27 protein-coding genes and 4 tRNA genes are annotated in these 23,964 nt (G+C 58.3%); 21 read left to right on the forward strand and 10 right to left on the reverse strand.

Going from position 1 to position 23,964, the window contains the following annotated elements; genetic code table 11:
• Nucleotides 1-136 precede the first annotated feature (136 nt).
• On the reverse strand, nucleotides 137-895 hold the full coding sequence (locus tag AC1DHT_RS08285) for a hypothetical protein (protein ID WP_427533974.1): 759 nt from the start codon (nucleotides 893-895) through the stop codon (nucleotides 137-139).
• Nucleotides 896-1,265: 370 nt separating this feature from the next.
• Between AC1DHT_RS08285 and AC1DHT_RS08290 the strand changes: the two genes are divergently transcribed.
• The 4 genes from AC1DHT_RS08290 (at nucleotide 1,266) to AC1DHT_RS08305 (ending at nucleotide 1,677) form a co-directional block, all read left to right on the forward strand.
• Nucleotides 1,266-1,341 (forward strand) — tRNA-Glu (locus AC1DHT_RS08290).
• A 2-nt stretch (nucleotides 1,342-1,343) separates the two neighbouring features.
• Nucleotides 1,344-1,419, forward strand: a tRNA-Gly gene (locus AC1DHT_RS08295).
• A 104-nt stretch (nucleotides 1,420-1,523) separates the two neighbouring features.
• Nucleotides 1,524-1,599, forward strand: a tRNA-Glu gene (locus AC1DHT_RS08300).
• A gap of 2 nt (nucleotides 1,600-1,601) precedes the next feature.
• Nucleotides 1,602-1,677, forward strand: a tRNA-Gly gene (locus AC1DHT_RS08305).
• Nucleotides 1,678-1,736: 59 nt separating this feature from the next.
• Here the strand turns inward: AC1DHT_RS08305 and AC1DHT_RS08310 are convergent.
• Nucleotides 1,737-2,603 carry a response regulator transcription factor gene (locus AC1DHT_RS08310; RefSeq protein WP_427545235.1) on the reverse strand — a complete coding sequence of 289 codons (867 nt, stop codon included), beginning with the start codon at nucleotides 2,601-2,603 and terminating at the stop codon, nucleotides 1,737-1,739.
• A gap of 432 nt (nucleotides 2,604-3,035) precedes the next feature.
• Here AC1DHT_RS08310 and AC1DHT_RS08315 point away from each other — a divergent pair, with 432 nt between their 5' ends.
• From AC1DHT_RS08315 to AC1DHT_RS08370, 12 genes are all read left to right on the forward strand, one after another.
• Complete coding sequence (locus tag AC1DHT_RS08315) at nucleotides 3,036-3,230, forward strand: Flp family type IVb pilin (RefSeq protein ID WP_427545237.1); 195 nt, start codon at nucleotides 3,036-3,038, stop codon at nucleotides 3,228-3,230.
• 143 nt (nucleotides 3,231-3,373) lie between these two features.
• On the forward strand, nucleotides 3,374-3,565 hold the full coding sequence (locus AC1DHT_RS08320) for a Flp family type IVb pilin (protein ID WP_427545239.1): 192 nt from the start codon (nucleotides 3,374-3,376) through the stop codon (nucleotides 3,563-3,565).
• 30 nt (nucleotides 3,566-3,595) lie between these two features.
• Nucleotides 3,596-4,126, forward strand: a complete 531-nt coding sequence (locus tag AC1DHT_RS08325) for an A24 family peptidase (RefSeq protein WP_427545241.1) — start codon at nucleotides 3,596-3,598, stop codon at nucleotides 4,124-4,126.
• A gap of 2 nt (nucleotides 4,127-4,128) precedes the next feature.
• Nucleotides 4,129-5,463: an AAA family ATPase gene (locus tag AC1DHT_RS08330; protein WP_427545243.1), complete on the forward strand. Its 1,335-nt coding sequence runs from the start codon at nucleotides 4,129-4,131 to the stop codon at nucleotides 5,461-5,463.
• 15 nt (nucleotides 5,464-5,478) lie between these two features.
• The gene (gene cpaB / locus AC1DHT_RS08335) at nucleotides 5,479-6,300 is read left to right on the forward strand and encodes a Flp pilus assembly protein CpaB (RefSeq protein ID WP_427545245.1); all 822 of its coding nucleotides are present in this window, start codon (nucleotides 5,479-5,481) and stop codon (nucleotides 6,298-6,300) included.
• A gap of 67 nt (nucleotides 6,301-6,367) precedes the next feature.
• A complete protein-coding gene (locus AC1DHT_RS08340; RefSeq protein ID WP_427545298.1) occupies nucleotides 6,368-7,714 on the forward strand; it encodes a pilus assembly protein TadG-related protein in 1,347 nt (448 codons plus the stop codon).
• A gap of 8 nt (nucleotides 7,715-7,722) precedes the next feature.
• Nucleotides 7,723-8,202 (forward strand): TadE/TadG family type IV pilus assembly protein, encoded by a 480-nt coding sequence (locus AC1DHT_RS08345; protein ID WP_427545247.1) that lies wholly within the window; start codon nucleotides 7,723-7,725, stop codon nucleotides 8,200-8,202.
• Nucleotides 8,202-8,696: a TadE/TadG family type IV pilus assembly protein gene (locus tag AC1DHT_RS08350; protein WP_427545249.1), complete on the forward strand. Its 495-nt coding sequence runs from the start codon at nucleotides 8,202-8,204 to the stop codon at nucleotides 8,694-8,696. Before AC1DHT_RS08345 ends, AC1DHT_RS08350 begins: the two co-directional genes overlap by 1 nt.
• Nucleotides 8,690-9,913 (forward strand): AAA family ATPase, encoded by a 1,224-nt coding sequence (locus AC1DHT_RS08355; RefSeq protein WP_427532540.1) that lies wholly within the window; start codon nucleotides 8,690-8,692, stop codon nucleotides 9,911-9,913. The genes AC1DHT_RS08350 and AC1DHT_RS08355 overlap by 7 nt, the downstream gene beginning before the upstream one ends.
• A 3-nt stretch (nucleotides 9,914-9,916) precedes the next feature.
• A complete protein-coding gene (locus AC1DHT_RS08360; protein ID WP_427545251.1) occupies nucleotides 9,917-11,359 on the forward strand; it encodes a TadA family conjugal transfer-associated ATPase in 1,443 nt (480 codons plus the stop codon).
• Nucleotides 11,356-12,342 (forward strand): type II secretion system F family protein, encoded by a 987-nt coding sequence (locus AC1DHT_RS08365; RefSeq protein ID WP_427545253.1) that lies wholly within the window; start codon nucleotides 11,356-11,358, stop codon nucleotides 12,340-12,342. Before AC1DHT_RS08360 ends, AC1DHT_RS08365 begins: the two co-directional genes overlap by 4 nt.
• Before the next feature lie 29 nt (nucleotides 12,343-12,371).
• Entirely contained in the window at nucleotides 12,372-13,334 is a 963-nt protein-coding gene (locus tag AC1DHT_RS08370) for a type II secretion system F family protein (RefSeq protein WP_427545255.1), read from the forward strand.
• 192 nt (nucleotides 13,335-13,526) lie between these two features.
• Here the strand turns inward: AC1DHT_RS08370 and AC1DHT_RS08375 are convergent, their stop codons facing one another.
• The 4 genes from AC1DHT_RS08375 to AC1DHT_RS08390 all read right to left on the reverse strand — a co-directional run bounded on the left by AC1DHT_RS08375 (nucleotide 13,527) and on the right by AC1DHT_RS08390 (nucleotide 16,611).
• Nucleotides 13,527-13,799, reverse strand: a complete 273-nt coding sequence (locus AC1DHT_RS08375; protein WP_054593378.1) for a DUF3613 domain-containing protein — start codon at nucleotides 13,797-13,799, stop codon at nucleotides 13,527-13,529.
• A gap of 19 nt (nucleotides 13,800-13,818) precedes the next feature.
• Entirely contained in the window at nucleotides 13,819-14,529 is a 711-nt protein-coding gene (locus AC1DHT_RS08380) for a tetratricopeptide repeat protein (protein WP_427545257.1), read from the reverse strand.
• A 35-nt stretch (nucleotides 14,530-14,564) separates the two neighbouring features.
• Nucleotides 14,565-15,806 (reverse strand): type II and III secretion system protein family protein, encoded by a 1,242-nt coding sequence (locus tag AC1DHT_RS08385; RefSeq protein WP_427532549.1) that lies wholly within the window; start codon nucleotides 15,804-15,806, stop codon nucleotides 14,565-14,567.
• Between the two features lie 454 nt (nucleotides 15,807-16,260).
• On the reverse strand, nucleotides 16,261-16,611 hold the full coding sequence (locus tag AC1DHT_RS08390; RefSeq protein WP_427545259.1) for a hypothetical protein: 351 nt from the start codon (nucleotides 16,609-16,611) through the stop codon (nucleotides 16,261-16,263).
• A 170-nt stretch (nucleotides 16,612-16,781) separates the two neighbouring features.
• Here AC1DHT_RS08390 and AC1DHT_RS08395 point away from each other — a divergent pair, with 170 nt between their 5' ends.
• The 4 genes from AC1DHT_RS08395 (at nucleotide 16,782) to AC1DHT_RS08410 (ending at nucleotide 19,922) form a co-directional block, all read left to right on the forward strand.
• The gene (locus AC1DHT_RS08395; RefSeq protein ID WP_054593375.1) at nucleotides 16,782-17,561 is read left to right on the forward strand and encodes a transporter substrate-binding domain-containing protein; all 780 of its coding nucleotides are present in this window, start codon (nucleotides 16,782-16,784) and stop codon (nucleotides 17,559-17,561) included.
• A 57-nt stretch (nucleotides 17,562-17,618) separates the two neighbouring features.
• Complete coding sequence (locus AC1DHT_RS08400; protein ID WP_427532553.1) at nucleotides 17,619-18,347, forward strand: ABC transporter permease; 729 nt, start codon at nucleotides 17,619-17,621, stop codon at nucleotides 18,345-18,347.
• Nucleotides 18,344-19,054 (forward strand): ABC transporter permease, encoded by a 711-nt coding sequence (locus AC1DHT_RS08405; protein ID WP_054593373.1) that lies wholly within the window; start codon nucleotides 18,344-18,346, stop codon nucleotides 19,052-19,054. The genes AC1DHT_RS08400 and AC1DHT_RS08405 overlap by 4 nt, the downstream gene beginning before the upstream one ends.
• Nucleotides 19,055-19,157: 103 nt before the next feature.
• The gene (locus AC1DHT_RS08410) at nucleotides 19,158-19,922 is read left to right on the forward strand and encodes an ABC transporter ATP-binding protein (protein WP_103317702.1); all 765 of its coding nucleotides are present in this window, start codon (nucleotides 19,158-19,160) and stop codon (nucleotides 19,920-19,922) included.
• Between the two features lie 138 nt (nucleotides 19,923-20,060).
• Here the strand turns inward: AC1DHT_RS08410 and AC1DHT_RS08415 are convergent, their stop codons facing one another.
• The 3 genes from AC1DHT_RS08415 to AC1DHT_RS08425 all read right to left on the reverse strand — a co-directional run bounded on the left by AC1DHT_RS08415 (nucleotide 20,061) and on the right by AC1DHT_RS08425 (nucleotide 22,202).
• A complete protein-coding gene (locus tag AC1DHT_RS08415; RefSeq protein ID WP_477761324.1) occupies nucleotides 20,061-20,699 on the reverse strand; it encodes a LysE family translocator in 639 nt (212 codons plus the stop codon).
• A gap of 1 nt (nucleotide 20,700) precedes the next feature.
• Complete coding sequence (locus tag AC1DHT_RS08420; protein ID WP_427545263.1) at nucleotides 20,701-21,471, reverse strand: 2OG-Fe(II) oxygenase; 771 nt, start codon at nucleotides 21,469-21,471, stop codon at nucleotides 20,701-20,703.
• Nucleotides 21,472-21,575: 104 nt separating this feature from the next.
• Nucleotides 21,576-22,202 carry an alanyl-tRNA editing protein gene (locus tag AC1DHT_RS08425; protein ID WP_427532561.1) on the reverse strand — a complete coding sequence of 209 codons (627 nt, stop codon included), beginning with the start codon at nucleotides 22,200-22,202 and terminating at the stop codon, nucleotides 21,576-21,578.
• Between the two features lie 90 nt (nucleotides 22,203-22,292).
• On the opposite strand from AC1DHT_RS08425, the gene AC1DHT_RS08430 reads away from it, so the two are divergent.
• Nucleotides 22,293-23,291: a LysR family transcriptional regulator gene (locus AC1DHT_RS08430; protein WP_427545265.1), complete on the forward strand. Its 999-nt coding sequence runs from the start codon at nucleotides 22,293-22,295 to the stop codon at nucleotides 23,289-23,291.
• Between the two features lie 205 nt (nucleotides 23,292-23,496).
• Here AC1DHT_RS08430 and AC1DHT_RS08435 read toward each other — a convergent pair whose 3' ends face one another.
• Nucleotides 23,497-23,895, reverse strand: a complete 399-nt coding sequence (locus AC1DHT_RS08435; RefSeq protein WP_427545267.1) for a PA2817 family protein — start codon at nucleotides 23,893-23,895, stop codon at nucleotides 23,497-23,499.
• Nucleotides 23,896-23,964: the final 69 nt, after the last annotated feature.

A 23,964-nucleotide genomic window follows, 5' to 3' on the forward strand; every position in this document is an offset into this window, starting at 1 on the left:
CCGCGCTCGGGTGCAGCAGTTGTACAGCGGTACTTGCGGTCTGACTGAACTGAGCGAAGGGGGAGGGTCGCTTCGCGACCCAGCGGGAGCAAGCTCCCTCGCCACGGGTGTTGTGCGGCTTTGCACATCACCACTATCAGTCGTAGATAGCTTTCTTCTTCCAGTCTGCGTCGGCTTCCACTTCCTTGAGGCCTTCGGTCAACTCGTTAACTTCGCCTTCCACCGGTGCAATGTTGGTCAGCACCATGGAGTTGGCGCGCGCCAGCAGTTTTTCCAGGTACTGCAACTGCTCGCTGTAAACCTGCGGGTCTTGTTGTTTACGCAAGTACTGCACGCCACGTTCGAACGCCAGGCGGGCTTGCCCGGGTTGTTCCTGCTGCAGTGCATGTTGACCGAGGTTGTTGAAGAACTCGATGTGCAGCAATACCAGGATGTGGCGAACTTCACGAATCCAGCGCTTGGCTTCGTTGGTTGGCAGGAAACCGTCCTGTGCTGCGCGAGTGATCTGGCCATGCAAGGCTTCAAGCAAAAAGCGTACGTCCTTGGCCTTGGCTTCAGTCTGGATCGGTGCCGGTGGGTTGTTGACCGGAATCGATTCACCTCGTGCGACCAGTGCACTCAGTTCCTCGATGCGGGCCTTGGCCGCCGAATTGGTTTTATCCAGATTAAGCAGGCGTTGGCACACGTTGAGCTCCAGTCGCGTCAGCAGCAGCTTGAGCGCCGGAGTCATCAGTTGGCCAGGGAAGGTCTCGGTGATTTCGCCACAGCGGCGCAGTCGATCATTGAGTTCGACCTTGGTGCGGGCCTTTTCCAGTTTATTGTTTTCCACCACATGGTTCATGTAGCCAATGGCGATCAATATTGCGATCCCGACTATTACTAGCAGGGTGATCATGAGTGGTGTCACCGTGAAGACCTCTTTATAGGGTTTGYATGCGAGTGTAGTGGCTAAGCCTGGGAGCGCATAGGGTGGCGCGACGAGTTGGATCGAGCTTTTGCGCTGCCTATATAGGTAATGTGTGGATGGGTGCACATTGCCATCATCTGCTGGAGGGGACTATAGCGCCTTGGCGAGTGACAGAATATAGGCGTCAAACCCCGGTCGGACGAAAACCCGGAATTGCCCCTTAAAGGGGGGCGAAGTCATTGATTTAAATAAATTTATAGTTGGGGGTTGACGACCCCTCAATCCATCCATAGAATGCGCGCCACTTACAGCGGAAAGCACACAGCGAAACGCGGTAGGGAGTGAATGTTGTACGTGTGTCCCCTTCGTCTAGTGGCCTAGGACACCGCCCTTTCACGGCGGTAACAGGGGTTCGAGTCCCCTAGGGGACGCCAATGCGGGAATAGCTCAGTTGGTAGAGCACGACCTTGCCAAGGTCGGGGTCGCGAGTTCGAGTCTCGTTTCCCGCTCCAATTTTAAACGGCTTTGCTTTCGGGCAGGGCTGAGTGAAACCAGAACCAAGTCTTCGGATGCGGGTCTGGACACCGAAACACACACCATGTGTTCCGGGTAGCGTGTCCCCTTCGTCTAGTGGCCTAGGACACCGCCCTTTCACGGCGGTAACAGGGGTTCGAGTCCCCTAGGGGACGCCATTGCGGGAATAGCTCAGTTGGTAGAGCACGACCTTGCCAAGGTCGGGGTCGCGAGTTCGAGTCTCGTTTCCCGCTCCATATTTAACGAAAACGCCGCTCACTGAGCGGCGTTTTTGTGTGCGCGTTATAAAAGTCCCTCAGCCTCCCAGGCTATGGATCAGGTTATCCAGCACTTCAGCGGTTGTTTCATCCAGCTCTGCAACTACCGACGCTCTAAGCTGCTGGTGCGCCAAGCGGTATTCGCTGGGTGTGCAGTTGGCGAAATGCTTGAAGGCCCGAGCGAAGTAGGAAGGGTCCTTGAAACCGGCTTCATAGCCGATGCTGGTGATAGGCATCTGGCTGTTGCCGAGCAATTCCTTCGCAAAACTCATGCGTTTGTTCAAGATGTAATCCATGAAGCCAAGGCCGTAGGCTTCCTTGAACAGGCGGCTGAAGCGAAAGGTCGTCATGCCGCAGCGTTTGGCCACATCCCTCTGATCGATGTTGTCCCGAAAGTGCTGATCGATGTACAGCAGCACATTGCTCAACGCCTGGTGTTTTTGGTGTTCCGGCGTCATCCGGATACTGCCCGGAAGGGTCGGGGAATGGTCGATCTGCAACGTCTTGCGTTGGTCGCGAACATTGCGGCGCAGCTCGTGCAACTGAACGACAGCCGTCAGGTAGCGATTCTTTTCGGCGGCTGAAAGGGGCAGCACCATGTATTCCCAGACACAGGAACGCATCGCCCATACGGCCAGCTCTTCGGAGTGCTGCACGGTGAACATGGTGATCGGAATGGTCGGGGCGGAGCGTTTGATCTCCAGCAGCATCCTCAGGCCGGGTGTGTCGGGGCGATCAAAATGGATGCAGATCATGTCGGCCTGCATCCCGCTGGAAAATGTGGAGCCTTTCGCCAGTTTGCAGTCGCAGGCGTGCTCGAACTGCGCCATGAGTTCTGGGGTGGACCGATCGTGGGTCCGATCGAACCAGAGTAGTGATGGTTTCCTGATCACGTTTGACGTCATGTGTTTGGCTCTGGCTTCCGAGGTTCTTCGTGCCTCTATCCGCTGAGTAGTATTGTCAATGTGATATCGCTTTGCAGACTAAATCCTGATAAGAAAACCCGAATTTAGTTCTATGCGCTCTATGGTTTGCCTGTCAGTCAGTGTCGGGCGGTTATTTATTGGCGCGTTGGCGGCGGATTTGCGATCAACCGTTCGTCGCTTGTGAATCATAGGCAATGGCCTTTGCCCGCCGTTCCTTGTTTAGAGCCTTTCCTTTCCCTTCTTTTCCTTCTGCGGACGCCAATTATCCAGTGATTGGTAGTGCCCGCAAAAAAGTCCTAGCGATGCGCAAAATCCTCCTAACCCCCTTGGGGATGCCCTGACTAAGGTAGCTACAAGCAGTGCAAAAAGTGCTGCTCCCCGGAAGAACAACATTCGAGTGAGGTGGGCAAAATGACTCTGCAAACTATCAAGGCTTCGGTACTGAAGTTCGCCAAAGATGAAGACGGTCTGACCATTGTGGAATACGCAGTGGCCGGTGGGCTGATTACGGTAGCTGTCGCCGCAATATTCACTCTTTTGGGCGGAGCAGTGAATACCAAGATCACGGCGCTGTGCAAGGCCGTCAACGGCAACGTGGCGTGCTAGTAACGACAACTCAAGGTGGGGGGGACGCAGCGAGTCCATGGAACAGCCGGTCGCTACTGTTTACCGGATAACTCAATGGACTTCGCGCTGTCCCTGCCAATGCACGTTCTAGTCTGTATGACTGTTGAAGTGAGGTGCACAAAATGACTCTGCAAACAATCAGAACTTCGATACGCAAGTTCGCTGAAGATGAAAATGGCCTGACCATTGTGGAATACGCAGTGGCGGGTGGGTTGATTACGGTGGCTGTTGCCGCGATTTTCACTCTGTTGGGCGGTGCAGTGACGACCAAGATCACGGCGCTGTGCGCTGCGGTCAACGGTGGTGCTTGCTGATAACAATAATTCCCGGTCGGGAGGCACGCCATGTCCACGGAACTGATGGTATCGACTGTTTTACTGATAGGACTTTTGGGCGTGGCGGTGGTGAGCGATCTGCTTCGCCACCGTATTCCCAACCTGCTGATTCTGTTGGGACTTGCCTTGGGATTGGTCGCTCAGACGTACTCAGGGGGAGTCAGCGGATTGGGAGACGGCCTGTTGGGCATCCTGATCTGTTTTGCACTGTTTCTGCCCATGTACGCCTCGGGTGGCATGGCCGCCGGTGACGTCAAGTTGATGGCCATGGTCGGCAGTTTTCTACCGTTCCATTACGCGTTGTGGGCTGCTTTATTCAGCCTGATCGCCGGTGGCGTGTGCGGTTTCCTGATAGTGCTGGTTCGCGGTCAATTATTACAGACCCTGGGGCGCTATTGGCTGATTTTGAGGGCGCAGTCTTATCTGGCGCCGACTTCAGACGAGGTGGCCAGCAAGCCTTTCCCTTATTCGATTGCCATTTTGCTTGGCACTTTAAACGCCGTTTACTGGCAACTCTTTGCCAGTGGGTTGGGAGGTTAGTCATGCACGTCATTGCCGAGAGTGATGCCTGCCACAATGAGCGAGAAGCGGTGCAGCGCCTGGCTCCCCAACCGTGCACTATCAGCGAGACGGGGCTGACGGACAGTTTTCTCGGCGAGTTGGTGTGCAAGCATTTGTATGACGCCGGCGTGCTGGACATGTCGCGGCTGGTAGAGCGCCTGGCGCTGACCGGCGCCGTGATGGAAGAGGTCCTGGCGTTTCTGCGCAAGGATGGTCGTGTCGAAGTGCTTGGGCAGATGGGCGCGCAAGTCGGGGGCGGGCAGCCGCTGCGTTATGGCCTGACCGAGCGCGGTCGCAGTGCTGCCCGCGATGCCCTGTCGCGTAGCGGCTATATCGGAGCGGCGCCGTTCCCGGTGAGTGCCTACCGCTCCCTGCTCAAGGTACAGACCATTCACCACGGACGTATCAGTGCGAATGATATGCGCACGGCGCTCAACGGCGTAGTGCTCACTGAGGGGATGCTCGATCAACTGGGTGTGGCGCTGAACTCCGGGCGAGCGATCATGATTTATGGCCCTGCGGGGACCGGCAAGACCTATGTCAGCAGTCGGCTGATCCGCCTGTTCGCCGAGGCCATCTGGGTGCCCCATGCCATTGTGATCAACGAGTCGGTGATCGAGATCTATGACCCGCAGGTACACCAGCGGCTGGATGATGGCAGTCCACAGAACAATTTGATGCTCAACGAAGGGATCGACCGTCGGCTGCTGTGCTGCAAACGCCCGATCGTCATCACCGGCGGCGAATTGAGCATGGAACAGCTGGACATTCGTTATGACCCCTTCACCCGTCAGTACCAGGCCGCCTTGCAGCTCAAGGCCAGCAATGGCCTGTTCATCATCGACGACATGGGGCGCCAGCGCATGCCGCCCGCCGAACTGCTGAATCGCTGGATCGTCCCGATGGAAGAGAAGCGCGATTTCCTCAACCTGGGCGGTGGGCGGCATTGCGAGCTGCCGTTCGATCTGATTCTGGTGTTTTCCACCAACCTCAATCCCCTGGAGTTGGCCGATGAGGCCTTCCTCCGTCGGATCGGCTACAAGCTGCAATTCGGCTACCTGAAGCCCGAAGAGTACGAACGGATCTGGCAGCAGGAGTCCGAGCGTTTGGGCATTCGTCATGACCCGCTGCTGGTGCGCTTTGCACTACAGAAACTTTACGCCGTCGAAGGCATGCCGTTGGTGCCTTGCCATCCCCGCGATCTCCTGAACATGGCGCTCGATCGCCAGCGTTACCTGGGCGGTTCCGGGCCACTGTCGCCGCAGGAGCTTGAATGGGCGTGGAGCAACTACTTCGTCCAGCTCGACTTTCTTTGAGTAGGAGATACAGATATGAGCTCTCGTACTGCAACGCTGATTGGTATTTCGTTGGTCATGGGCCTCGGCGCCGCATGGATGGCCAATTCCTGGCTGAGCGCACGGCTCAATGCCAGCCCGGATGATCACCTTCGAAGCGTGGTAGTCGCCACGGTCGAGATTCCTTTCGGGCAGATGGTCGAGGCCCAGCAGGTCACGACCGTGCGCATGCCCATGGATACGATCCCGGACGATGCCTTCGATTCCAGCGACAAGGCCGTGGGCAAGATCGCCACGTTCGACATCCTGCGCGGCGACATCGTGCGGGGGGCGCGCCTCAGTGAACACTTGGGTGGCAGCACCCTGGCCTCTTTGATTGCTCCCGACAAACGCGCCATTTCGGTACGGGTGGACGATGTGGTCGGGGTCGGCGGGTTCCTGTTGCCGGGTAACCGGGTCGATGTGCTGGCGACCAAGCACACCGATGGCAGCAGCAACAACGCCGTGTCGCGGACCATCCTCGAGAACTTGCGCGTGTTGGCGGTGGATCAGACCGCAGGCACCGACAAGACGCAGCCAGTGGTGGTGCGTGCCGTGACACTGGAAATGACCACCACCGAGGCGGAAGCCCTGGTCACCGCGCAGACCGAAGGGAAGTTGCAACTGGCCCTGCGCAACCCGCTGAACCTCACGAAAAAACCGACCCCCGCACCGGTAGCACCTGCTGCGCCTGTTACGCAGACCATTGCCATGGCCACCGAAACGGCGCCAAGACGCGTGGTACACCGTGGCGGCGGTAACGGCGGGGCTGTCACCGTTATTCGTGGCATTGAATCCCATGTAGTCAATGTGCGCTGACAAGGCGCAATGGGTACCCAGGTAGTGGCGGAGCCGATTCGGGTCCGTATCGGCAAATGAGGGCTTGATCATGAATTCTCGAATTCAACGGCCGTTTCCGGTAACGCCAAGGCGCCAGCGGGGATCGGTGACCGTACTGATGGTGATCGCGTTGGCGGCGATTACCATGATGGCGGCATTGGCGCTGGACGGCGGCCACATGCTGCTAAACAAGACCCGCCTGCAAAATGCAGTGGATGCCGCCGCCCTGAGCGGCGCCAAAACCCTGAGTCAGGTCACCGGCGGTACCAGCATTGCCAGCACAACGCGCACTGCCGCACTGAATACGCTGACACTGAATGCCAATGCCACGGGCAACGCCGAACTGGCGACAGCCATCGGTGGCAACGCAGGCGCTTTCGCAGTGGTGGAACTGGCCAACAACGTTTACGGACCGTTCTCCTACCCAGGGCCGGCGAATGCCACTTACGTTCGGGTAACGGTACCGAACTATAGCCTGACCGGTTTTTTCTGGAGCTTCATCCAGGCATTGGGCGGTGGCGGTCTGGGCAACAAGGCGGTGGCGGCAATGGCTACCGCCGGCCCCAGCCCCACCAGCCCCTGCGATCTCGCGCCACTGATGGTGTGTGGTAACCCGAGTCAATACAACCCGAGCGCCGGGGTGTTCTGGGGCTATCACTTTGGCGATTTACAGGATTTGAAGTCGGGCGCTGGCAGTACGTCCGCCATTGGCCCAGGTAACTTTCAGTTGCTCGATTTTGGTTCGGGTGGGAGTACGGTCAGGCAGGATATGGCCGGAGGCGGCTCGGTGTGCCGCAGCGTCGGGCAAAATGTCACGACCCAACCGGGCAACCAGGTCGGTCCGGTGTCCCAAGGTTTGAACACCCGCTTCGGCCAATACAGTGGAGGGCTCAAAGCCTCGGATTATCCGCCAGATATGATCGTTAGCTCCAGCACACCCGCGATCACCTGGAACAGCTCAAGCTCGCCGCCGCGGGCGGAGTACAAGGGCCAGCCCGTGACATCGAGCAACGGCAATCTCTCCGCCGGCAGTACGGCACTCTTGGACTACAACGACTGGGTTGCAAGTGTCGCCGCGTGTGTTGCCGGCTCGGGCAGTGGCTGCCAGAGCGGTGGGGTTTTTGAGCGACGGATGCTGAAAATCGTGATTGGCGACTGCTCCGGGAAAAATAATGGTGCCACTTCGATTCCAGTCCTGGGTTTTGGCTGCTATTTCGTGGTGCAGCCGGTCAGCAATGGTGGAACTACCTCGGAGATCTTCGGGCAGTTCGTCCAGGAGTGTGAAGGAGACAACGTGCCCGGCCCTAATCCTTCAGGTGATGCCGGCCCACGGATCATTCAGCTCTACAAAACCTATATCAATGGCAGCGGCACTCCGAGCACTGACTCGTAGGAGGCGTCATGAGACTTCACGCATTCAAAAAAACGCAGGGCCAGCAAGGCATGGCATTGGTGGAGTTCACCCTCGTCCTGCCGTTGATGCTGCTGCTGTTGCTGGCCCTCGGTGAGTTTGGTCGCATGCTCTTTCAGTACAACACCCTGTTACAGGCCAGTCGTGATGCCGGCCGTTACGTCGCCAGCCAGGCCTGGAACTCGACGCTCGGCGCTGTTGCGCTAAGCAGCACGCTGCAGACCCAGACGAAAAACGTCGCGGTCTATGGCGTGCCGGCCAACACCGGAACGCCTGTGGTGTCGGGGTTAACGACCGGCAACGTCGCGGTCTCCGCCGTGGGCACCGACCATGTGCAGGTCACCATCACCTATACCTTCTGCCCGGTGATTGGCGCGAGTACCTGTACCGGATCGATTACCGGGCTCTTTGCCAATCCGATTGCACTGAGCATTCCACTGGTCGCTACAACTGTCATGAGGGTTCTGTGATGAATCGCAAACACATGCGCGGCGTCTATGTGGTGGAGTTCGCCTTCATCGGCTTGCTGGTGTTCGTTCTGCTGTTCGGTGTGCTGGAAATGGGCCGCCTGTACTTCACGGTCAATGCCCTCGATGAATCCGCGCGGCGCGGTGCGCGCCTGGCGGCGGTGTGCAACATCAGCGATCCGGCTGTGTTGCAGCGGGCGATCTTCAATCCCGCGGGCAACACCGGCACCAGCCAGCTGATCACCAATCTGGGCACTGGCAACCTGACGCTGACTTACCTGGACGCGAACGGTGCGCTGGTGACCAACCCCACCGACACCGTTAGCGCCACCGGATTCCGTGCCATCCGTTATGTCCGGGTGAGCCTGCAAAGCTACGTATTCAATCTGTTTATCCCCGGGTTTGGCGTGCCCATTACGTTGCCCACCATCAGGGCAACCTTGCCACGCGAAAGCCTTGGGCATCATTCCGAGTCAGGGGAGGTCACCCCATGCTGAATATAAAGGAAACATCGTTAAGCACCGCGACGACCGGCAAGCCCGGGCTGCGATTGCTGATCAGCAGCCGTGATGCCACGGCACTGCGTGATCTGCAAAGCGTTTGCCAGCGGATGCCGAGCCTGGAAGTGAGCACGCGCCTGGTGAGTAATGGGCATGTCGACCCGCTTTATGGTCTGGAGCGGATGCCCGATCTGTTATTGGTGCGTGTCAGCCATCTGTGGCGTGAGGAGCTGGCGGCACTGTTACAGCATCCGGCCCATGAGCGTCCGCCGCTGCTGGTGTGTGGCCTGTTGAACGAGCAGGACGCCATGCGCCTGGCGATGCAGGCCGGCGCCCGTGATGTCTTGCCGGAACCGATAGCCGAGACAGAACTGGTTTCAGCCTTGAGTCGTCTGGTCACAGAGGTCCGGGTCAACAGTGGGGTAGAAGGGAAGCTGATTGCCGTGATGGGCGCCAAGGGCGGCTCCGGCAGTACCTTGCTGGCCTGCAACCTGGCTCACCAGCTTAGCGTCAAGGGCGGCAATACCCTGCTTTTGGACATGGACCTGCAATTTGGCAGCGTGACGCATTACCTCGATGTGGCGCAGTCGCACAGCCACCTGGAGGTGTTGCAGCAGGTCGAAGACATGGACAGCGTTGCGCTACGCGGTTTTTGCAGCCACTTCAGCCCGACCTTGCATGTGCTGGGTGGGCGGGCCGGTGAGTTGTGTCTGCCGCAGGATGCCCAGCCCGAGCAACTCGATGCCCTGTTGCAGTTGGCCCGCGCCAGCTATGACTGGGTGGTGGTCGACCTGCCACGGCAAATCGACCACCTCACAGGCTCCGTGCTGGAGCAGGCGGATCGGGTGTACGTCGTGGTGCAGCAGAGCGTCAGCCATCTACGCGATGCCAGCTCCCTGACGCGGATTCTTCGCGAAGACCTGGGCGTGCGCGGGGATCAATTGCAGGTGGTGGTCAACCGCTATGACAAGGCGGCGGCCATCAGCCTCAAGGATATCGGCGAGGCGCTACGCTGCGCGAACCTGTTGAAATTACCCAACGACTTCAACCTGGTCAGCCAGAGTCAGAACTCTGGTGTGCCGTTGGGGGTGCAAGCACCGCGGGCTCCGATCAGCGTCGCCGTACGCCAGATGTCCGAGGCGTTGGTCGGTAAGCAGATGACCGGGAACAAAGGCTTGTTCAAACGTGCCTTCAACCGTTTTTTCGGGGGATAACCCATGATCAGCGACTTTCGTAACCGCTTGCGCAAACAGTCCGGTAAACCCGCCGCATCGTTGCCTGGTCAGCCGGGTGACGACCTGCTGGACCCGGCCGAGGAATTGATGGCGTGGGAACATTCGGTTCCAGACGTTATTTACGAAACCCGGAGCCAGGTCACCCCGGTGGAGGCCGAGTGGCGGGAAAAAATCTACCAGCAGTTGCTCAAGGTCATGGACCTGTCCTTGCTCGATTCCCTTGAGCAGGCCGAGGCCACGCGGCAGATTCGCGAGATTTGCCAGCGCTTGCTGGATGAGCATTCAGCCCCCGTGAGTTCGGTCAGCCGTCAGTTGATCATCAAGCAGATCACCGATGAGGTGCTGGGCCTTGGCCCACTGGAGCCGTTACTGGCGGATCACACCGTGTCGGACATTCTGGTCAACGGCTTTGCCTCAGTGTATGTCGAACGTTTCGGCAAGCTGCAAAGGACCGATGTGCGATTTCGCGACGATCAGCATTTGCTGAACATCATCGATCGCATCGTTTCCAGTCTGGGGCGGCGCATCGATGAGTCCTCGCCGTTGGTGGACGCCCGACTCAAGGACGGTTCGCGGGTCAACGCGATTATTCCACCGCTGGCCATTGACGGACCGAGCGTGTCGATCCGCCGTTTTGCCGTGGACCTGCTCAATACCGATAGCCTGATCCAGGTGGGTACCTTGACCCCGGCCATTGCTCTGCTGCTCAAGGCGATTGTTCGCGGGCGCTTGAATGTGCTGATCTCCGGCGGTACCGGCAGCGGCAAAACCACCATGCTCAATGTGCTGTCCAGTTTCATTCCGCAAAACGAGCGGATCGTCACCATCGAAGACTCGGCCGAACTGCAACTGCAGCAGCCCCATGTGGTGCGCCTGGAAACCCGTCCATCGAACATCGAGGGGCGTGGCGAGGTGAGCCAGCGCGAATTGGTGCGCAACAGTTTGCGGATGCGCCCCGACCGCATTGTGATCGGCGAAGTCCGTGGCGCTGAAGCGCTGGACATGCTAACGGCGATGAACACCGGCCACGACGGTTCGCTGACCACGATCCACGCCAATACCGCGCGCGATGCATTGGGGCGAATCGAGAACATGGTGTCGATGACCGGTGCGACTTTCCCGATCAAGGCCATGCGTCAGCAAATCGCTTCGGCCATTGATGTGGTGATCCAGCTGGAACGTCAGGAAGACGGTAAGCGGCGCCTGGTCAGCGTGCAGGAGATCAACGGCATGGAAGGCGAGATCATCACCATGACCGAGATTTTCTCGTTTGCACGCAGCGGCATTGGCGAACACGGTGAAGTGCTTGGTGATTATCGGCCTAGCGGCATGATTCCGTCCTTTCGCGACGTATTGGCCAAGCGCGGCATCGAATTGCCACTGACCCTGTTCAGGCCTGAATGGATGGAGGCACGGCAGTCATGAACCATATATCCGGTGAGTTCATTCTGATCTTTCTCGGCATGGTGTTTATCGCCGTCTTCCTCCTGTCCCAGGGGGTGGTGGTACCGGTGTTCGGTGAGGCAGGCAAGATGCGCAAGCGCATTCGCGGCCGCCTGCATGTGCTGGAGAAAGCCAACAATCTACCCAACATGCAGACGGTATTGAGGCAGAAATACCTGACACGCTTGTCGCCACTGGAGGCCTGGCTTGAGCAACTGCCGTTTATGGCAAGCCTGACACAACTGATCGAGCAGTCCGGGCATGAATATCGGGCTTATCGGGTGTTGTTTCTCGGGATCGCCATGGGGGTTGGTGCAGGAGCCCTGGTCTTCTTGTTCTCGTCACTCTGGTGGATGGCGTTGGCGGTGGCCTTTGCGGTGGCTTGGCTGCCGCTGCTGAAAATCCTCCGTGACCGCAACAAACGCTTTGCCGAGTTTGAGGAGGGTTTGCCGGATGCGCTGGATGCCATGTGCCGGGCGTTGCGCGCCGGGCATCCATTCAACGAAACCCTGCGTTTGGTCGCCGAAGAGCACAAAGGGCCGGTGGCGCATGAGTTCGGTCTGACCTTCGCCGATATCAACTATGGCAATGATGTACGTCGGGCCATGCTCGGCCTGCTGGAGCGTATGCCGAGCATGACGGTGATGATGCTGGTGACCTCGATCCTCATCCATCGCGAGACCGGCGGTAATCTGACCGAAGTGCTGGAGCGTTTGAGTCGGTTGATCAGGGGGCGCTTTCGCTTCCAGCGCAAGATCAAGACTTTGTCGGCCGAAGGGCGGATGTCGGCCTGGGTGCTGGTGTCAATTCCCTTCGTGCTGGCGGCGGTGATCCTGATCACGACCCCCAGCTACCTGTCTGTGCTGACCAATGATCCGCTCGGTCACAAGCTGATCATCGGGGCGTTCTGCGCGATGTTGGTCGGGATTGTCTGGATCCGCAAAATCATCCGGATTCAGGTTTAAGCGGTATTCGCCACGTGGAGGTGCAGGTCATGGACTATTTGCTCGGGTTGTTGAGTCGGGTGACGGGTAATGAGGCGCTGGCGCGCCTGTTGTTCGTCAGTGCGATAGGGGTGAGTACGGTGCTCGCGGTCGCCACCGTGGTATTGCTGGTGTTGGGGCTTCAGGACCCGATGCAACGTCGCCTTGCGCTGATCAAGCGGGGGCATTACGGGAGTGCAGGGGGGCCAGACGCGCCGGGTAATCTGCAACTGTTGCTGGAGCGCGTCGGCCAGCGTTTTGGCTCCTCCGAAACCGCTCAGGCATCCGCAACCCAGCTGATGTTGATGCACGCAGGGTATCGCTCGTCTTCGGCGGTGCAGATGTACTGGGCAGTGCGCTTGTTGTTACCGCTGATATTGGTCGGCATTTCGCTACTGGTGTTGCCACTGATTCCTCGTGTTTCTCTGACCCTGGGCCTATTGCTGGTGCTCATGGCAGCCGCTGTCGGTTGGCTGTTGCCAGCGATGTATATCGGCAAGCGCAAACAGCTGCGTCAGGCCCGGCTGCGTGTCGCGTTTCCGGATGCCCTGGATCTGATGGTGGTCTGCGTGGAGTCGGGCCTGGCCTTGCCCACGACTATCGAACGGGTGGCAGAGGAGATGTCGGTCAGCCAGGTCGAGCTGGCAGAGGAACTGGCGCTGGTCAATGCGCAAATCCGTGCCGGCATCACCAGTACCGAGGCGCTCAAGCAACTGGCCGTGCGCACCGGGCTGGAAGACGTGCAAGGGTTGGTCAGCCTGTTGGGGCAGAGTATCCGCTTCGGTACCAGTGTGGCCGATACCCTGCGCATCTACGCCGATGAGTTTCGCGACCGGCGTACGCAGGCAGCCGAAGAGATGGGGGCGAAAATTGGTACCAAGTTGATATTCCCACTGATTTTCTGTCTGTGGCCGAGCTTCTTCCTGGTCGCTATTGGGCCGGCTCTGCTCGGGGTGCTCAAAACATTTGGGTGAGATAAGCGGGGGGGGCTGCCAAGCAGGATGGCGGCTCCTGTCGGAGCACAGGGTGGAGCAAATATAAAGTGGATCAGGCCCGGCGCCTGATCCACTTTTATCCTTTTATTCGTTTAACCACGCACGTTCCTGGCCCTGACGTTCTTGCCAGGTAACGTTGGTCTACGCCAGAGGATCGCCCACTGACGTGGCTCATTTGCCGCCGTTGCTCATGCTACCCGCTGCCTTCTGGTCAAAATGTTCAGGAATCGGGTGGGTGAAACTATCCAACCAGCGTTGCATGGAAAGGTCACGTTCGGTGGCCGAAACGCTCTGCAGTCGAGGGGACGCCACTACGCCGCGAATCTGTAGTTGCATCCATTGTTCCGTGCCTTGCTGCGGCACCGAAGAGGGCCCAGGCTCAATAGCCCAGGCGGTCGTGGACAGGCAAGCCATGCACACTATCAACAGCCTCTTGGTATTCATTTGCGACTCCTCGTCTTGTCTACTTGATCGCATTGGCTGAGGCATTGACTACCTCTGTCATGCCTTTACCCTCGGTAGCCACCACTTTTTTGGCCGGGGCCTTGAGTCTTTCCGCGCGAGCTTGAGCATCCGAGACTTGCTTGGGGCTCAGGCTGGCGCGGTTTGCGAGTTCGGCAGCCTGCTTCCAGTTGTCCTGATAGATCAGCAGCGTCACCAAATTGAGTGCCGCCAGCGAGTCTGACGGCTTGAGTTCCATGGCGGTCATAAACTGAAAGCGTGCCTCATTGGGCCGACGCTGGTTGAGGTAGACGACCCCCAGGTCATTACGGATTTTGTCGTCGGTGGGGGCCATCCTCATCGCACGTTCCAGGTGATCGACCGCGGCCGCATTATCATTTCTGGCCACGGCCAACTGGCCCAGACCGTGCTCGCCTTCAGCGGCCAGGCACGTGCCGAGCAGGCTCTTGTACAACGGTTCGGCCTCGTTACGGCCCAGCAGGCGCAGTACTCGAGCCTTGCGCAGGCGAACCTGCGGCAGGTCATCAGGCAGCCCTTCCAGATTCGCCAGGCTGGCATACAAACGGCTATCGTTGGTCATGTCGTCGGCCAGGTTCAGCGACAACTGCTGATCGGAGCTTGGGCTCGAGCAACTACTGGGTCGCGAAGACAGGCCATTTGTGGCACACCCTGCGAGCATCACCGTCGCCGCTATTGCCATGAGCGCTTTCATTGAGTGTCCTCTGGTTACAACACGTTGAACCAGGCTCATTGCGAGAGCCCCATGCGGCTGTCGAAATCACCGTTGTCGAGGAAGTACATGCGGTAGAAGTTCGGGTCGTAATTGCGCAGTTGCTCACCCGGCAATGACGGCAGTTTTGCGTTGACTGCCAACGGTTGAACCAGGTGCGGAGTAACGATCATCAACAGTTCGCGTTCTTCACGGTTGATGGAGTTATTGCGGAAGAACGCGCCGAGAATCGGGATATCGCCCAACCCCGGAAACTTGTTCACCTGGGAGCTGTTGCTGGTACTGATCAGGCCGCTGATGACGAAGCTTTCGCCATCGGCCAGGGAAATGCTGGTATCGGTACGGCGCACGGTAAATGCCGGGACCACGGTGCCGGCGATCTGGATGGCCTTGGTGAAGTCCAGCTCGCTGACCTCGGGTGCTACCTTCAGGGCAATGCGACCCTTGTCGATGATGGTCGGGGTCAGGGTCAGGCGGACACCGAACTCCTTGTATTCGATGGAGATGTTGTCGCTGCCTGAACTGGGCACCGGAATCGGCACTTCACCACCGGCCAGGAAGCTCGCACTTTGTCCGCTGAGTGCTACAAGGCTCGGCCGCGCCAGGGTATAGGCAAAGCCACTGCCTTCCAGCGCATTGATCATCCCCAGCACATTGCCGCCGCCAAAGCCGATATTGAACGTGTCGTTATTGAGCGGGATGTTTGGCGCCAGATTACCAATGTGGCCGGGGGTTACGGTCACCCCGGGTACAGAGCCTGGCGAGCCGAACAGAAAATTGCCGCTCTTGCCGAAGATCGACGTGCTGGCCTCTTTCAGTTTGGTGCGACTGACTTCGACGAAGCGAATATCGGTCTGCACCTGGCTCGGCAACAGCGGGTCTGCAGAAGGCACCGTCGACACGCTGGTCAGCGCTGCGGTGGCCTTGCCCTTGACGAACACCATGCTTTGGCGCGGTGTGGGCGAGCAGGCGGTCCAGACCATCAGGCTGGTGGCTCCGGGAGCTACACCCGTGAGGATAAAGGAGTTGCTGCTGCTGGTTTGCACGTCGGCAACCTTCGGGTCGCCCACTGCCAGTTGCTTGATCGGGACTGGCATACGCAACTCATCCTGAAGCCCTTGGCCGACCTCGAACACGGCGGGCAGACTGGCCAGTTGCGAGCAATTGTTCGCCGCGGCCTGAGCCGCATCCACACCAAGGCCCATCCACAACAGGCCATGGATAATTCGTTTGAAAGCGGGCACGGTACGATAGCTCATTAAGTGCATCCTCGCTGAATAGGCCATCTGCGGGCTAACCTGGTTACCCTGGATCGCTTCATGGCGCCCGGGCCGGCCCTCCACTTCACCAGACCACTAACCATTAATGGTCCTGGCAATATTGCTGGGTGCTGCGCGCTAACAGGTGCAATACGCGGGTCTGACTGACCTGCGCGCGACCTGCGCTAAAACTGTCGTTAGTGATCCAGATACCTGGTCTCGGGGCACATGAGGTTTTTTGCCAACCTTGTTTGGTTCGCACAGGCAACCGACCGGAGCGATATGCACAGGCTCGACAGCAACAGTGGCTATAAACAGTGCTGTCAGCCGACGTGGTTCCCCCAAAAAACAACTGGCAATCAGGCCACAAAGCAGAAAAACGCCAGCCAGGATCATAGTGAGGTATCTCCTTCTGCCAATTCGCTATCTGATCGCTGAACAAAACGTGGACAACTCAAAACCCTATGATTTGCTCTTTGCTTGAAGGTAGTTCAACCGAGGCAAAGCGCCATTGTTTAGAAGAAAAACTTCTGTGCAAATGTGGGTGCGCTGCTGTTTTTCGAGCTGTGCATTCACCCGCGAGCTGGCCCCGCGACGGGGTATTTCCACACGTAATGTGTCCTTTCAAATTGTTACCGGATGCACCAACACGGCGCAAAAACGTGGCTCCGGTAACATCCACGAAAGCGGCTCGGCCACCCTCAAGATTTTTTTGATCATTCCAAAAGCCCCGTTCCAGACGCCTTCCTGTTGCTTCAAAAGCTTTCTTCAGTTGCCATTCAGCGAGTTGGCTGGTTGATTGCATATGCTTGTATGTACAAGTAAGTGTGTGTGCGTAAGAGTCCTCGAAAAGTGTTGACGCACAAGATGGCTTCAAAGCACGTACTTGAGGTTCAGGTTCACAGCGTCACCCGCATTCCAGTAACAGCACCCATGCGCCACAAGCGCCCGTAGTGGTTTTAGGAATTGATAATAATGAAAAGAACATTGCTGACCCTTTCTGCTTTGACCTTGTGCATGGCCGCAGGCGTAGCCACGGCCAAAGAGTACAAAGAGCTGCGTTTTGGGGTTGACCCTTCCTACGCTCCGTTCGAGTCCAAAGCGGCTGACGGCAGCCTGGTGGGTTTCGACATCGATCTGGGTAACGCGATCTGCGCTGAGCTGAAGGTCAAGTGCAAATGGGTCGAGAGCGATTTCGACGGCACGATTCCAGGCCTGAAAGCCAACAAGTTCGACGGCGTGATCTCTTCCATGACCGTGACTCCGGCCCGTGAGAAAGTCATCGACTTCTCCAGCGAGCTGTTCTCCGGCCCGACCGCTCTGGTCTACAAGAAAGGCTCCAGCGTTTCTGACGTAGCCTCGCTCAAGGGTAAAAAAGTCGGCTACGAGCAAGGCACCATCCAGGAAGCCTACGCCAAGGCCGTACTGGACAAGGCCGGGGTAGAAACCAAGGCCTACGCCAACCAGGACCAGGTTTACGCGGACTTGATGTCCGGTCGCCTCGACGCCACGATCCAGGACATGCTGCAAGCCAAGCTGAGCTTTTTGAAGTCGCCGCAAGGGGCTGATTACGAGGTCAGCCAACCGATCGACAGCGAGTTGTTGCCCGCTAAAACGGCGGTGGGTATCGCCAAAGGCAACACCGAGCTCAAGGCCCTTCTCGATAAAGGCATCAAGGCGATCCACGATGACGGCACCTACGACTCGATCCAGAAGAAACACTTCGGTGATCTGAGTCTCTACAGCGGCAAGTAAGGCCCCGGTGCCCGTCCTCGGGACGGGCGCTTTTTTATCGCGATAGGTTCCTGAATTATGTTCGAAGCACTTTTGCAGACACTCGGGCTCTCCGGATTCAGCTTGAAGGGGTTCGGCCCTCTGTTGCTGGAAGGCTCCTGGATGACCGTCAAGTTATCGATACTGTCGCTGCTGTTGAGCGTTCTGCTCGGCCTGATCGGCGCCAGTGCCAAACTGTCCAGCGTCAAACTGTTGCGGATTCCGGCCCAGCTCTACACCACGCTGATTCGCGGGGTACCGGACCTGGTGCTGATGCTGCTGATTTTCTACAGCCTGCAAACCTGGTTGACCAGTTTCACCGAGGTGCTGGGCTGGGAATATATCGAGATCAATCCGTTCGCCGCCGGGATCATCACCCTGGGGTTCATCTACGGCGCGTATTTCACCGAGACCTTTCGCGGCGCGATCCTCGCTGTGCCCCGCGGGCAGATGGAAGCCGCCACGGCCTACGGCTTGAGCCGTGCCCAGCGCTTTCGCTTCGTGGTGTTCCCGCAAATGATGCGCTTCGCCCTGCCGGGCATCGGCAATAACTGGATGGTGATCCTCAAGGCCACCGCGCTGGTGTCGATCATCGGCCTGGCGGACCTGGTCAAGGCCGCTCAGGACGCCGGTAAAAGCTCCTATCAACTGTTCTTTTTTCTGGTGTTGGCGGCGCTGATCTACCTGGTGATCACCAGCGCGTCGAACTATGTCCTGCGCTGGCTCGAACGGCATTACGCGGCAGGTTCCCGGGAGGCTGTACGATGATCGAATTACTGCAGGACTACTGGAAGCCTTTTCTCTATAGCGACGGTTACCACATCACTGGCCTGGCCATGACCCTGTGGCTGCTCAGCGCCTCGATCTTCATCGGGTTCCTGGTGTCGGTTCCACTGTCGATTGCCCGGGTTTCCAACAAGCTTTACGTGCGCTGGCCGGTGCAGTTCTACACCTACCTGTTTCGCGGCACACCGCTGTATATCCAGTTGCTGATTTGCTACACCGGGATCTACAGCCTGGCTGCAGTCCGTGCGCAACCGCTGCTCGATGCGTTCTTTCGCGATGCGATGAACTGCACCATCTTAGCCTTTGCCCTGAACACCTGCGCCTACACCACGGAGATTTTCGCCGGGGCGATTCGCAGCATGAACCACGGTGAAGTCGAAGCCGCCAAAGCCTACGGTCTGACGGGTTGGAAGCTCTATGCCTACGTGATCATGCCGTCGGCCCTGCGTCGCTCGTTGCCGTACTACAGCAACGAAGTGATCCTCATGCTGCACTCGACCACCGTGGCCTTCACCGCCACCGTCCCGGACATTTTGAAAGTGGCACGGGACGCCAACTCGGCGACCTTTTTGACCTTTCAGTCGTTCGGCATTACCGCGCTGATCTACCTGTTGGTGACCTTTGCGCTGGTCGGACTGTTCCGCATTGCCGAACGTCGCTGGCTGGCTTTTCTGGGCCCGGCTCACTAGGACTTAGCGCTCTGTACGGCCGTTCATCAGGCCACGGGCTTTGTCGCCGCTTGCGACGTCTACGCAGCGGCGACCCATTTTCCCTTAGAGGATGCTTGCGCACATGTACAAATTGACTGTTGAAGAACTACACAAGAGCTACGGTAGCCACGAAGTGCTCAAGGGCGTTTCCCTGAAAGCCAAAACCGGTGACGTGATCAGCCTGATCGGCGCCAGCGGCTCGGGCAAAAGCACCTTTTTGCGCTGCATCAACTTTCTCGAAACGCCCAACGACGGCGCGATGAGCCTGGACGGCAAGCAGATTCGCATGGTCAAAGACCACCATGGCATGCACGTGGCCGACGATGCCGAGCTGCAACGACTGCGCACCCGTCTGGCGATGGTGTTCCAGCACTTCAACCTGTGGGGCCACATGACCGTGCTGGAAAACATCACCATGGCCCCGCGCCGGGTGTTGGGCGTCAGCAAGAAAGACGCTGAAGATCGCGCCCGGCGTTACCTGGACAAGGTCGGCCTGCCGGCCCGCGTGGCGGAGCAGTACCCGGCGTTCCTGTCGGGCGGCCAGCAGCAGCGGGTGGCGATTGCCCGCGCACTGGCGATGGAGCCGGAAGTCATGCTGTTCGACGAACCGACCTCGGCGTTGGACCCGGAGCTGGTGGGCGAAGTGCTCAAGGTAATCCAGGGCCTGGCCGAAGAAGGTCGGACCATGATCATGGTGACCCACGAAATGAGCTTCGCCCGCAAAGTGTCGAATCAGGTGCTGTTCCTGCATCAGGGGCGGGTAGAGGAAGAGGGCGCGCCTGAAGATGTGCTGGGTAATCCGAAGAGCGAACGGCTGAAGCAGTTCCTCAGTGGCAATCTGAAGTAAGCACCACCGGTATCTACGCGTCTATTTGCGCCAACTCTTGTAGCGGCTGTCGAGCCTGCGAGGCTGCGTTCGAGGACGAAGTCCTCGCAGGGCTAACACCCGCTACGGGGTGAGGGCGCGCCTATGAGCGGGCACGATTTACATCGACAGAATCAAGCGTCCGGCGAACAAAATCAGGATCACCCCCATGGTTCGCTCGAACCAGTGGCCCATACGCATGAACATCAGTCGCACCCGAGCGCTGGAAAAGAACAGCGCCACAATCACAAACCACACAGCGTTCACGAAGCACATCCACAGCCCATACAGCGCCTGAATCTGCAGCGGTGTCGAGACGCTGATGAGGGTGGTGAAAATTGCCAGGAAGAACAGCGTGGCCTTCGGATTGGTGGCGTTGGTCAGAAAACCCGTGGTGAATKCCTTGAACAGGGTCTGTTGTTCAGCAGGTTCCTCTGCAACCTTGTCGCCTTCAATCGTCGATTTGGGTTTGCTGCGCAGCAGGCTTACGCCGAGGTAAAGAATGTAGGCGCCACCCACGACCTTGGCCACGGTCAGCAGCCAGGGAGTGGTGTGCATCAGCGCGCCGACCCCAAGCAAGGTGTACAGCACGTGCACCGAAATGCCCGCGCCAATGCCGAGTGCGGTGCATATCCCGACCAGACGCCCAAAGCGCACGCTCTGGCGAATAGTCACTGCGAAATCAGGCCCCGGCGCAACGACGGCGAGAAAGTGGATCGTCGCCAGCGCAAGGAATTCGCCCAGGTAGTTCGAAAGCATTTCAACTCCAGAAAGTAAGGGGTGAGGCATTGCCGCGATAACCGACAAAAAACGACAGACTCAATCGCGGATCGGCCACACCCGGGGTCACCGAGTGCATACACCGCGAATTGAACATGATGAAGTCGCCAGGCTCGGGGCGAATTTCCAGTGCGGGAGGGCCGAGCAGGGCAGGGTCGATGCCATAACTGTCGCCGCGCATTTCGTCGAACTGGTCCGGCGAGATGTCGTGGTCCCACATCTGTAGCGCGCCACCTTCGGTTGGCATATTCAGGTAAACGTTGCAGGCAAATTGCGCCTCCAGGCTCTTGGCCTGAAAGCTGTCGGGGGCGTCCTTGGCGAAAATGTCGTGATGGGCGAGAAAGCACACCCCGGGTTTGACCACGCGGGACAGGCCGACGTACATCTTGCGGCCATAGAGATTTTCCAGGTGAGCACCGGCCGGCCATGACTCGTCGAGCATGCAGCGCAAGGTGTCGACAGGTGAGGAGTAGGGCGCGCAACGAGCCCGCAGTTCGGCGATGTTGGAGGTGGCTCGCTCGAAATAGTCTTCGATCAGCAGGGGCTGGTTTTCTGCTTCATAGAACGCCATGCCGATGCGGCCGATGCTGGGGGCGTTGATGTAGCCCTCGAAGCCGGGGGCGAGAATCTTGTCGCCAATCTGGATGGCGAGGGGCTCGGCGATAAAGCTCTTCAGCCGAATGGCGAGTACTTCTTCGTTGGCCAGCTTTTGTATGCACGTCTCATCGAGACGCTCGACGTCAAGCATCATGTCTTAGATCCATCTATCAGATTGTCGTCGAGCCCGCGAACGCAGGCTCCCCAGGCTTCACGCGATGGCGCGGTTCCGGTGCCGGAGCGACATCGCCGAAAGGTTCAGTCCACGTCGTAGCGAACTGAAAGCGTGCCCTTCTTCTGCGAGAGGGACGCGATTGTGACCTTGCCTAATTCCTGTAGGCGCCGTACATGAGTGCCGCCGCAGCCATAGGCGGGCAACTCGCCGAAACCGATTTCCCGCGCGCCTTCACGCAGCGAAGTCAGGCGTGGCAGGTCGTTGGCAATCCACTGTGCGAGGGCATTTTGCATAACCTCGGCGTCGAGCTCCTGCGACGTTTCCCCTGGCTGGAATGTAACCCGGCCTTCGCCCGGCCAGTGGTGCGCCTTGATCGGCGTCCAGCCCCGGGTTTCGGCGAAATGACCGATCAAGTGGCCGGCTGAATGCAAGCGGCTGTTGAGCTGGCGGCGCTCTTCGTCGACCTTGATCGAGGTCATTCCCGGTTTTACCGGTTGATCGACGTAGTGCACCACCCGATCCTGCTCCTGGACTACCCGCAGTACCTGGCTTTCGCCGATCCAGCCGGTATCACAAGGCTGGCCACCGCCCTGAGGGTGGAACAAGGTGGCGCGCAGCACCACGGCGAACTCGTTCTCGGAGGGCGTGCAATCCAGGACTTCCACATTGGCTTTGAGGTCATCACTATGGAAAAAGAGGCGAAGCGTCATATTCCATGCCCTTATTAAAGTTTCTATTTTTATTATATGAAGGCTGGAATTGCGTGATAATCCGTTCAAACATCAAAGGACTGTTGCGCTGTGAGCATAAATCTACCGCTGCCGTTGCTGGGTGAAATGGCGATTTTCGTCAAGGTTGTCGAGACGGGTAGCTTCTCGGAAGCTGCTCGACAGCTGGGCTCGTCGCCTTCGGCGGTGAGTCGCAGCATCTCGCGCCTGGAGAAGGCGCTGGCCACGCGGTTGTTGCAGCGGACCACGCGCAAGTTGCGTTTGAGCGATGGTGGCGAAGAGGTGTTCAAGCGCTGTCAGGAAATGGTCAGCGCCGCTCGGTCAGTGATGGAGATCAGTGGTCAGTTCACCCATGAAGCTGAAGGGCTGGTGCGGGTCAGCGTACCGAAGGCGGTGGGGCGATTCGTGATCCATCCGCATATGCCGGAGTTTCTGCGTCGTTATCCCAAAGTCGATGTAGAACTGCTGCTTGAGGACCGTGAGGTCGATTTGATCGACGATCATGTCGACCTGGCGATTCGCATTACTGATCGCCCACCAGCCGGCCTGGTCGGCCGGCAGTTATTGACCATCGATCATTTACTCTGCGCGACCCCGCAATACCTGGCTGAACACGGAACGCCGAGCCATCCCCATGACTTGCTCAATCACAGCTGTATCTATCTGGGCGAAACGCCAAGCGATGCACGCTGGAAGTTCAAGAAGGGTACCAAGGCAGTGACCGTCGGTGTCCGTGGCCGGTACGCCGCCAATCACACGGGCGTGCGGTTGGGGGCGGTTCTGCAGCATATCGGGATTGGCAGCTTGCCGTACTTCACGGCGCGTTATGCGCTTGAACAAGGGTTGATTGTGCAGGTCCTGCCGGATTGGACTTTTCTGGCGTCCTATCATGGCGGCGCCTGGCTACTGCATTCGCCGACGCGCTATTTACCACCCAAGCTTCGAGTGCTTATCGATTATCTGGTGGAGTGCCTGGAGAAGGAGCCGACGCTGGGCAAACCGGGAAAGTCGAGTGGTCCGGGCAAGGTCGCGGCGGCGTATGAGTTGCCGGAGAGTGACGGGGTGCTCTGAGGGCACTTTCGCGAGCAGGGGATTTGTGAACGACGAAGAACCAATGTGGGAGCGAGCCTGCTCGCGAAGGCGGCCTGACAGCCACCGCACCAGTGTCTGGTCTACCGTCATCGCGAGCAGGCTCGCTCCCACATTGAATAATCAATGCCACAAAAAAAGGCCCGGATGTTTAACCATGCGGGCCTTTTGCATTTTTGATCCGGGATCAGTGCTTGCTGTCCTGGTTCGACAGGGTCAGCAGTTGTTTTTCCTGATTCCAGTCGAACGGTTCGTCGTTCTGTTCAGCTTCGTAACGACGTTCTTCCAGTGCCTGATACAGAGCGATTTCATCATCAGGCATGTAATGCAGGCAGTCGCCGGCGAAATACCACAACAGGTCGCGGGGGACCAGGTGGGCAATTTGCGGATAACGGGTGATGACCTGACAAATAATGTCCTGCCCCAGGTATTGGCTTTCGATCGGATCGATTGGCAGCGACGCACGCAGTTCGTCGAAGCGCTCCAGGAACAAGGCATGACTTTCGTCTGGAACCTGCTCGGCTTCACCGACAGCGACCAGGATACTGCGCAGGAGGTCGAGCTGGACGAGAATTTGGTCGAGCATAACGGGAGTCCTCTAGATCAAAAGCAAAACGGGCGCCGGAGTATATAGCTCCAGCGCCCGCTTTTCATC

This window comes from Pseudomonas sp. 05N432, from assembly GCF_056396945.1.

Bases quoted from the DNA above. Each gene is read 5' to 3' on its own strand.
- AC1DHT_RS08285 (WP_427533974.1), bottom strand. From the start codon at position 895: ATGATCACCCTGCTAGTAATAGTCGGGATCGCAATATTGATCGCCATT.
- AC1DHT_RS08310 (WP_427545235.1), bottom strand. From the start codon at position 2,603: ATGACGTCAAACGTGATCAGGAAACCATCACTACTCTGGTTCGATCGG.
- AC1DHT_RS08315 (WP_427545237.1), top strand. From the start codon at position 3,036: ATGACTCTGCAAACTATCAAGGCTTCGGTACTGAAGTTCGCCAAAGAT.
- AC1DHT_RS08320 (WP_427545239.1), top strand. From the start codon at position 3,374: ATGACTCTGCAAACAATCAGAACTTCGATACGCAAGTTCGCTGAAGAT.
- AC1DHT_RS08325 (WP_427545241.1), top strand. From the start codon at position 3,596: ATGTCCACGGAACTGATGGTATCGACTGTTTTACTGATAGGACTTTTG.
- AC1DHT_RS08330 (WP_427545243.1), top strand. From the start codon at position 4,129: ATGCACGTCATTGCCGAGAGTGATGCCTGCCACAATGAGCGAGAAGCG.
- cpaB (WP_427545245.1), top strand. From the start codon at position 5,479: ATGAGCTCTCGTACTGCAACGCTGATTGGTATTTCGTTGGTCATGGGC.
- AC1DHT_RS08345 (WP_427545247.1), top strand. From the start codon at position 7,723: ATGAGACTTCACGCATTCAAAAAAACGCAGGGCCAGCAAGGCATGGCA.
- AC1DHT_RS08350 (WP_427545249.1), top strand. From the start codon at position 8,202: ATGAATCGCAAACACATGCGCGGCGTCTATGTGGTGGAGTTCGCCTTC.
- AC1DHT_RS08355 (WP_427532540.1), top strand. From the start codon at position 8,690: ATGCTGAATATAAAGGAAACATCGTTAAGCACCGCGACGACCGGCAAG.
- AC1DHT_RS08360 (WP_427545251.1), top strand. From the start codon at position 9,917: ATGATCAGCGACTTTCGTAACCGCTTGCGCAAACAGTCCGGTAAACCC.
- AC1DHT_RS08365 (WP_427545253.1), top strand. From the start codon at position 11,356: ATGAACCATATATCCGGTGAGTTCATTCTGATCTTTCTCGGCATGGTG.
- AC1DHT_RS08370 (WP_427545255.1), top strand. From the start codon at position 12,372: ATGGACTATTTGCTCGGGTTGTTGAGTCGGGTGACGGGTAATGAGGCG.
- AC1DHT_RS08375 (WP_054593378.1), bottom strand. From the start codon at position 13,799: ATGAATACCAAGAGGCTGTTGATAGTGTGCATGGCTTGCCTGTCCACG.
- AC1DHT_RS08380 (WP_427545257.1), bottom strand. From the start codon at position 14,529: ATGAAAGCGCTCATGGCAATAGCGGCGACGGTGATGCTCGCAGGGTGT.
- AC1DHT_RS08385 (WP_427532549.1), bottom strand. From the start codon at position 15,806: ATGAGCTATCGTACCGTGCCCGCTTTCAAACGAATTATCCATGGCCTG.
- AC1DHT_RS08390 (WP_427545259.1), bottom strand. From the start codon at position 16,611: ATGCAATCAACCAGCCAACTCGCTGAATGGCAACTGAAGAAAGCTTTT.
- AC1DHT_RS08395 (WP_054593375.1), top strand. From the start codon at position 16,782: ATGAAAAGAACATTGCTGACCCTTTCTGCTTTGACCTTGTGCATGGCC.
- AC1DHT_RS08400 (WP_427532553.1), top strand. From the start codon at position 17,619: ATGTTCGAAGCACTTTTGCAGACACTCGGGCTCTCCGGATTCAGCTTG.
- AC1DHT_RS08405 (WP_054593373.1), top strand. From the start codon at position 18,344: ATGATCGAATTACTGCAGGACTACTGGAAGCCTTTTCTCTATAGCGAC.
- AC1DHT_RS08410 (WP_103317702.1), top strand. From the start codon at position 19,158: ATGTACAAATTGACTGTTGAAGAACTACACAAGAGCTACGGTAGCCAC.
- AC1DHT_RS08420 (WP_427545263.1), bottom strand. From the start codon at position 21,471: ATGATGCTTGACGTCGAGCGTCTCGATGAGACGTGCATACAAAAGCTG.
- AC1DHT_RS08425 (WP_427532561.1), bottom strand. From the start codon at position 22,202: ATGACGCTTCGCCTCTTTTTCCATAGTGATGACCTCAAAGCCAATGTG.
- AC1DHT_RS08435 (WP_427545267.1), bottom strand. From the start codon at position 23,895: ATGCTCGACCAAATTCTCGTCCAGCTCGACCTCCTGCGCAGTATCCTG.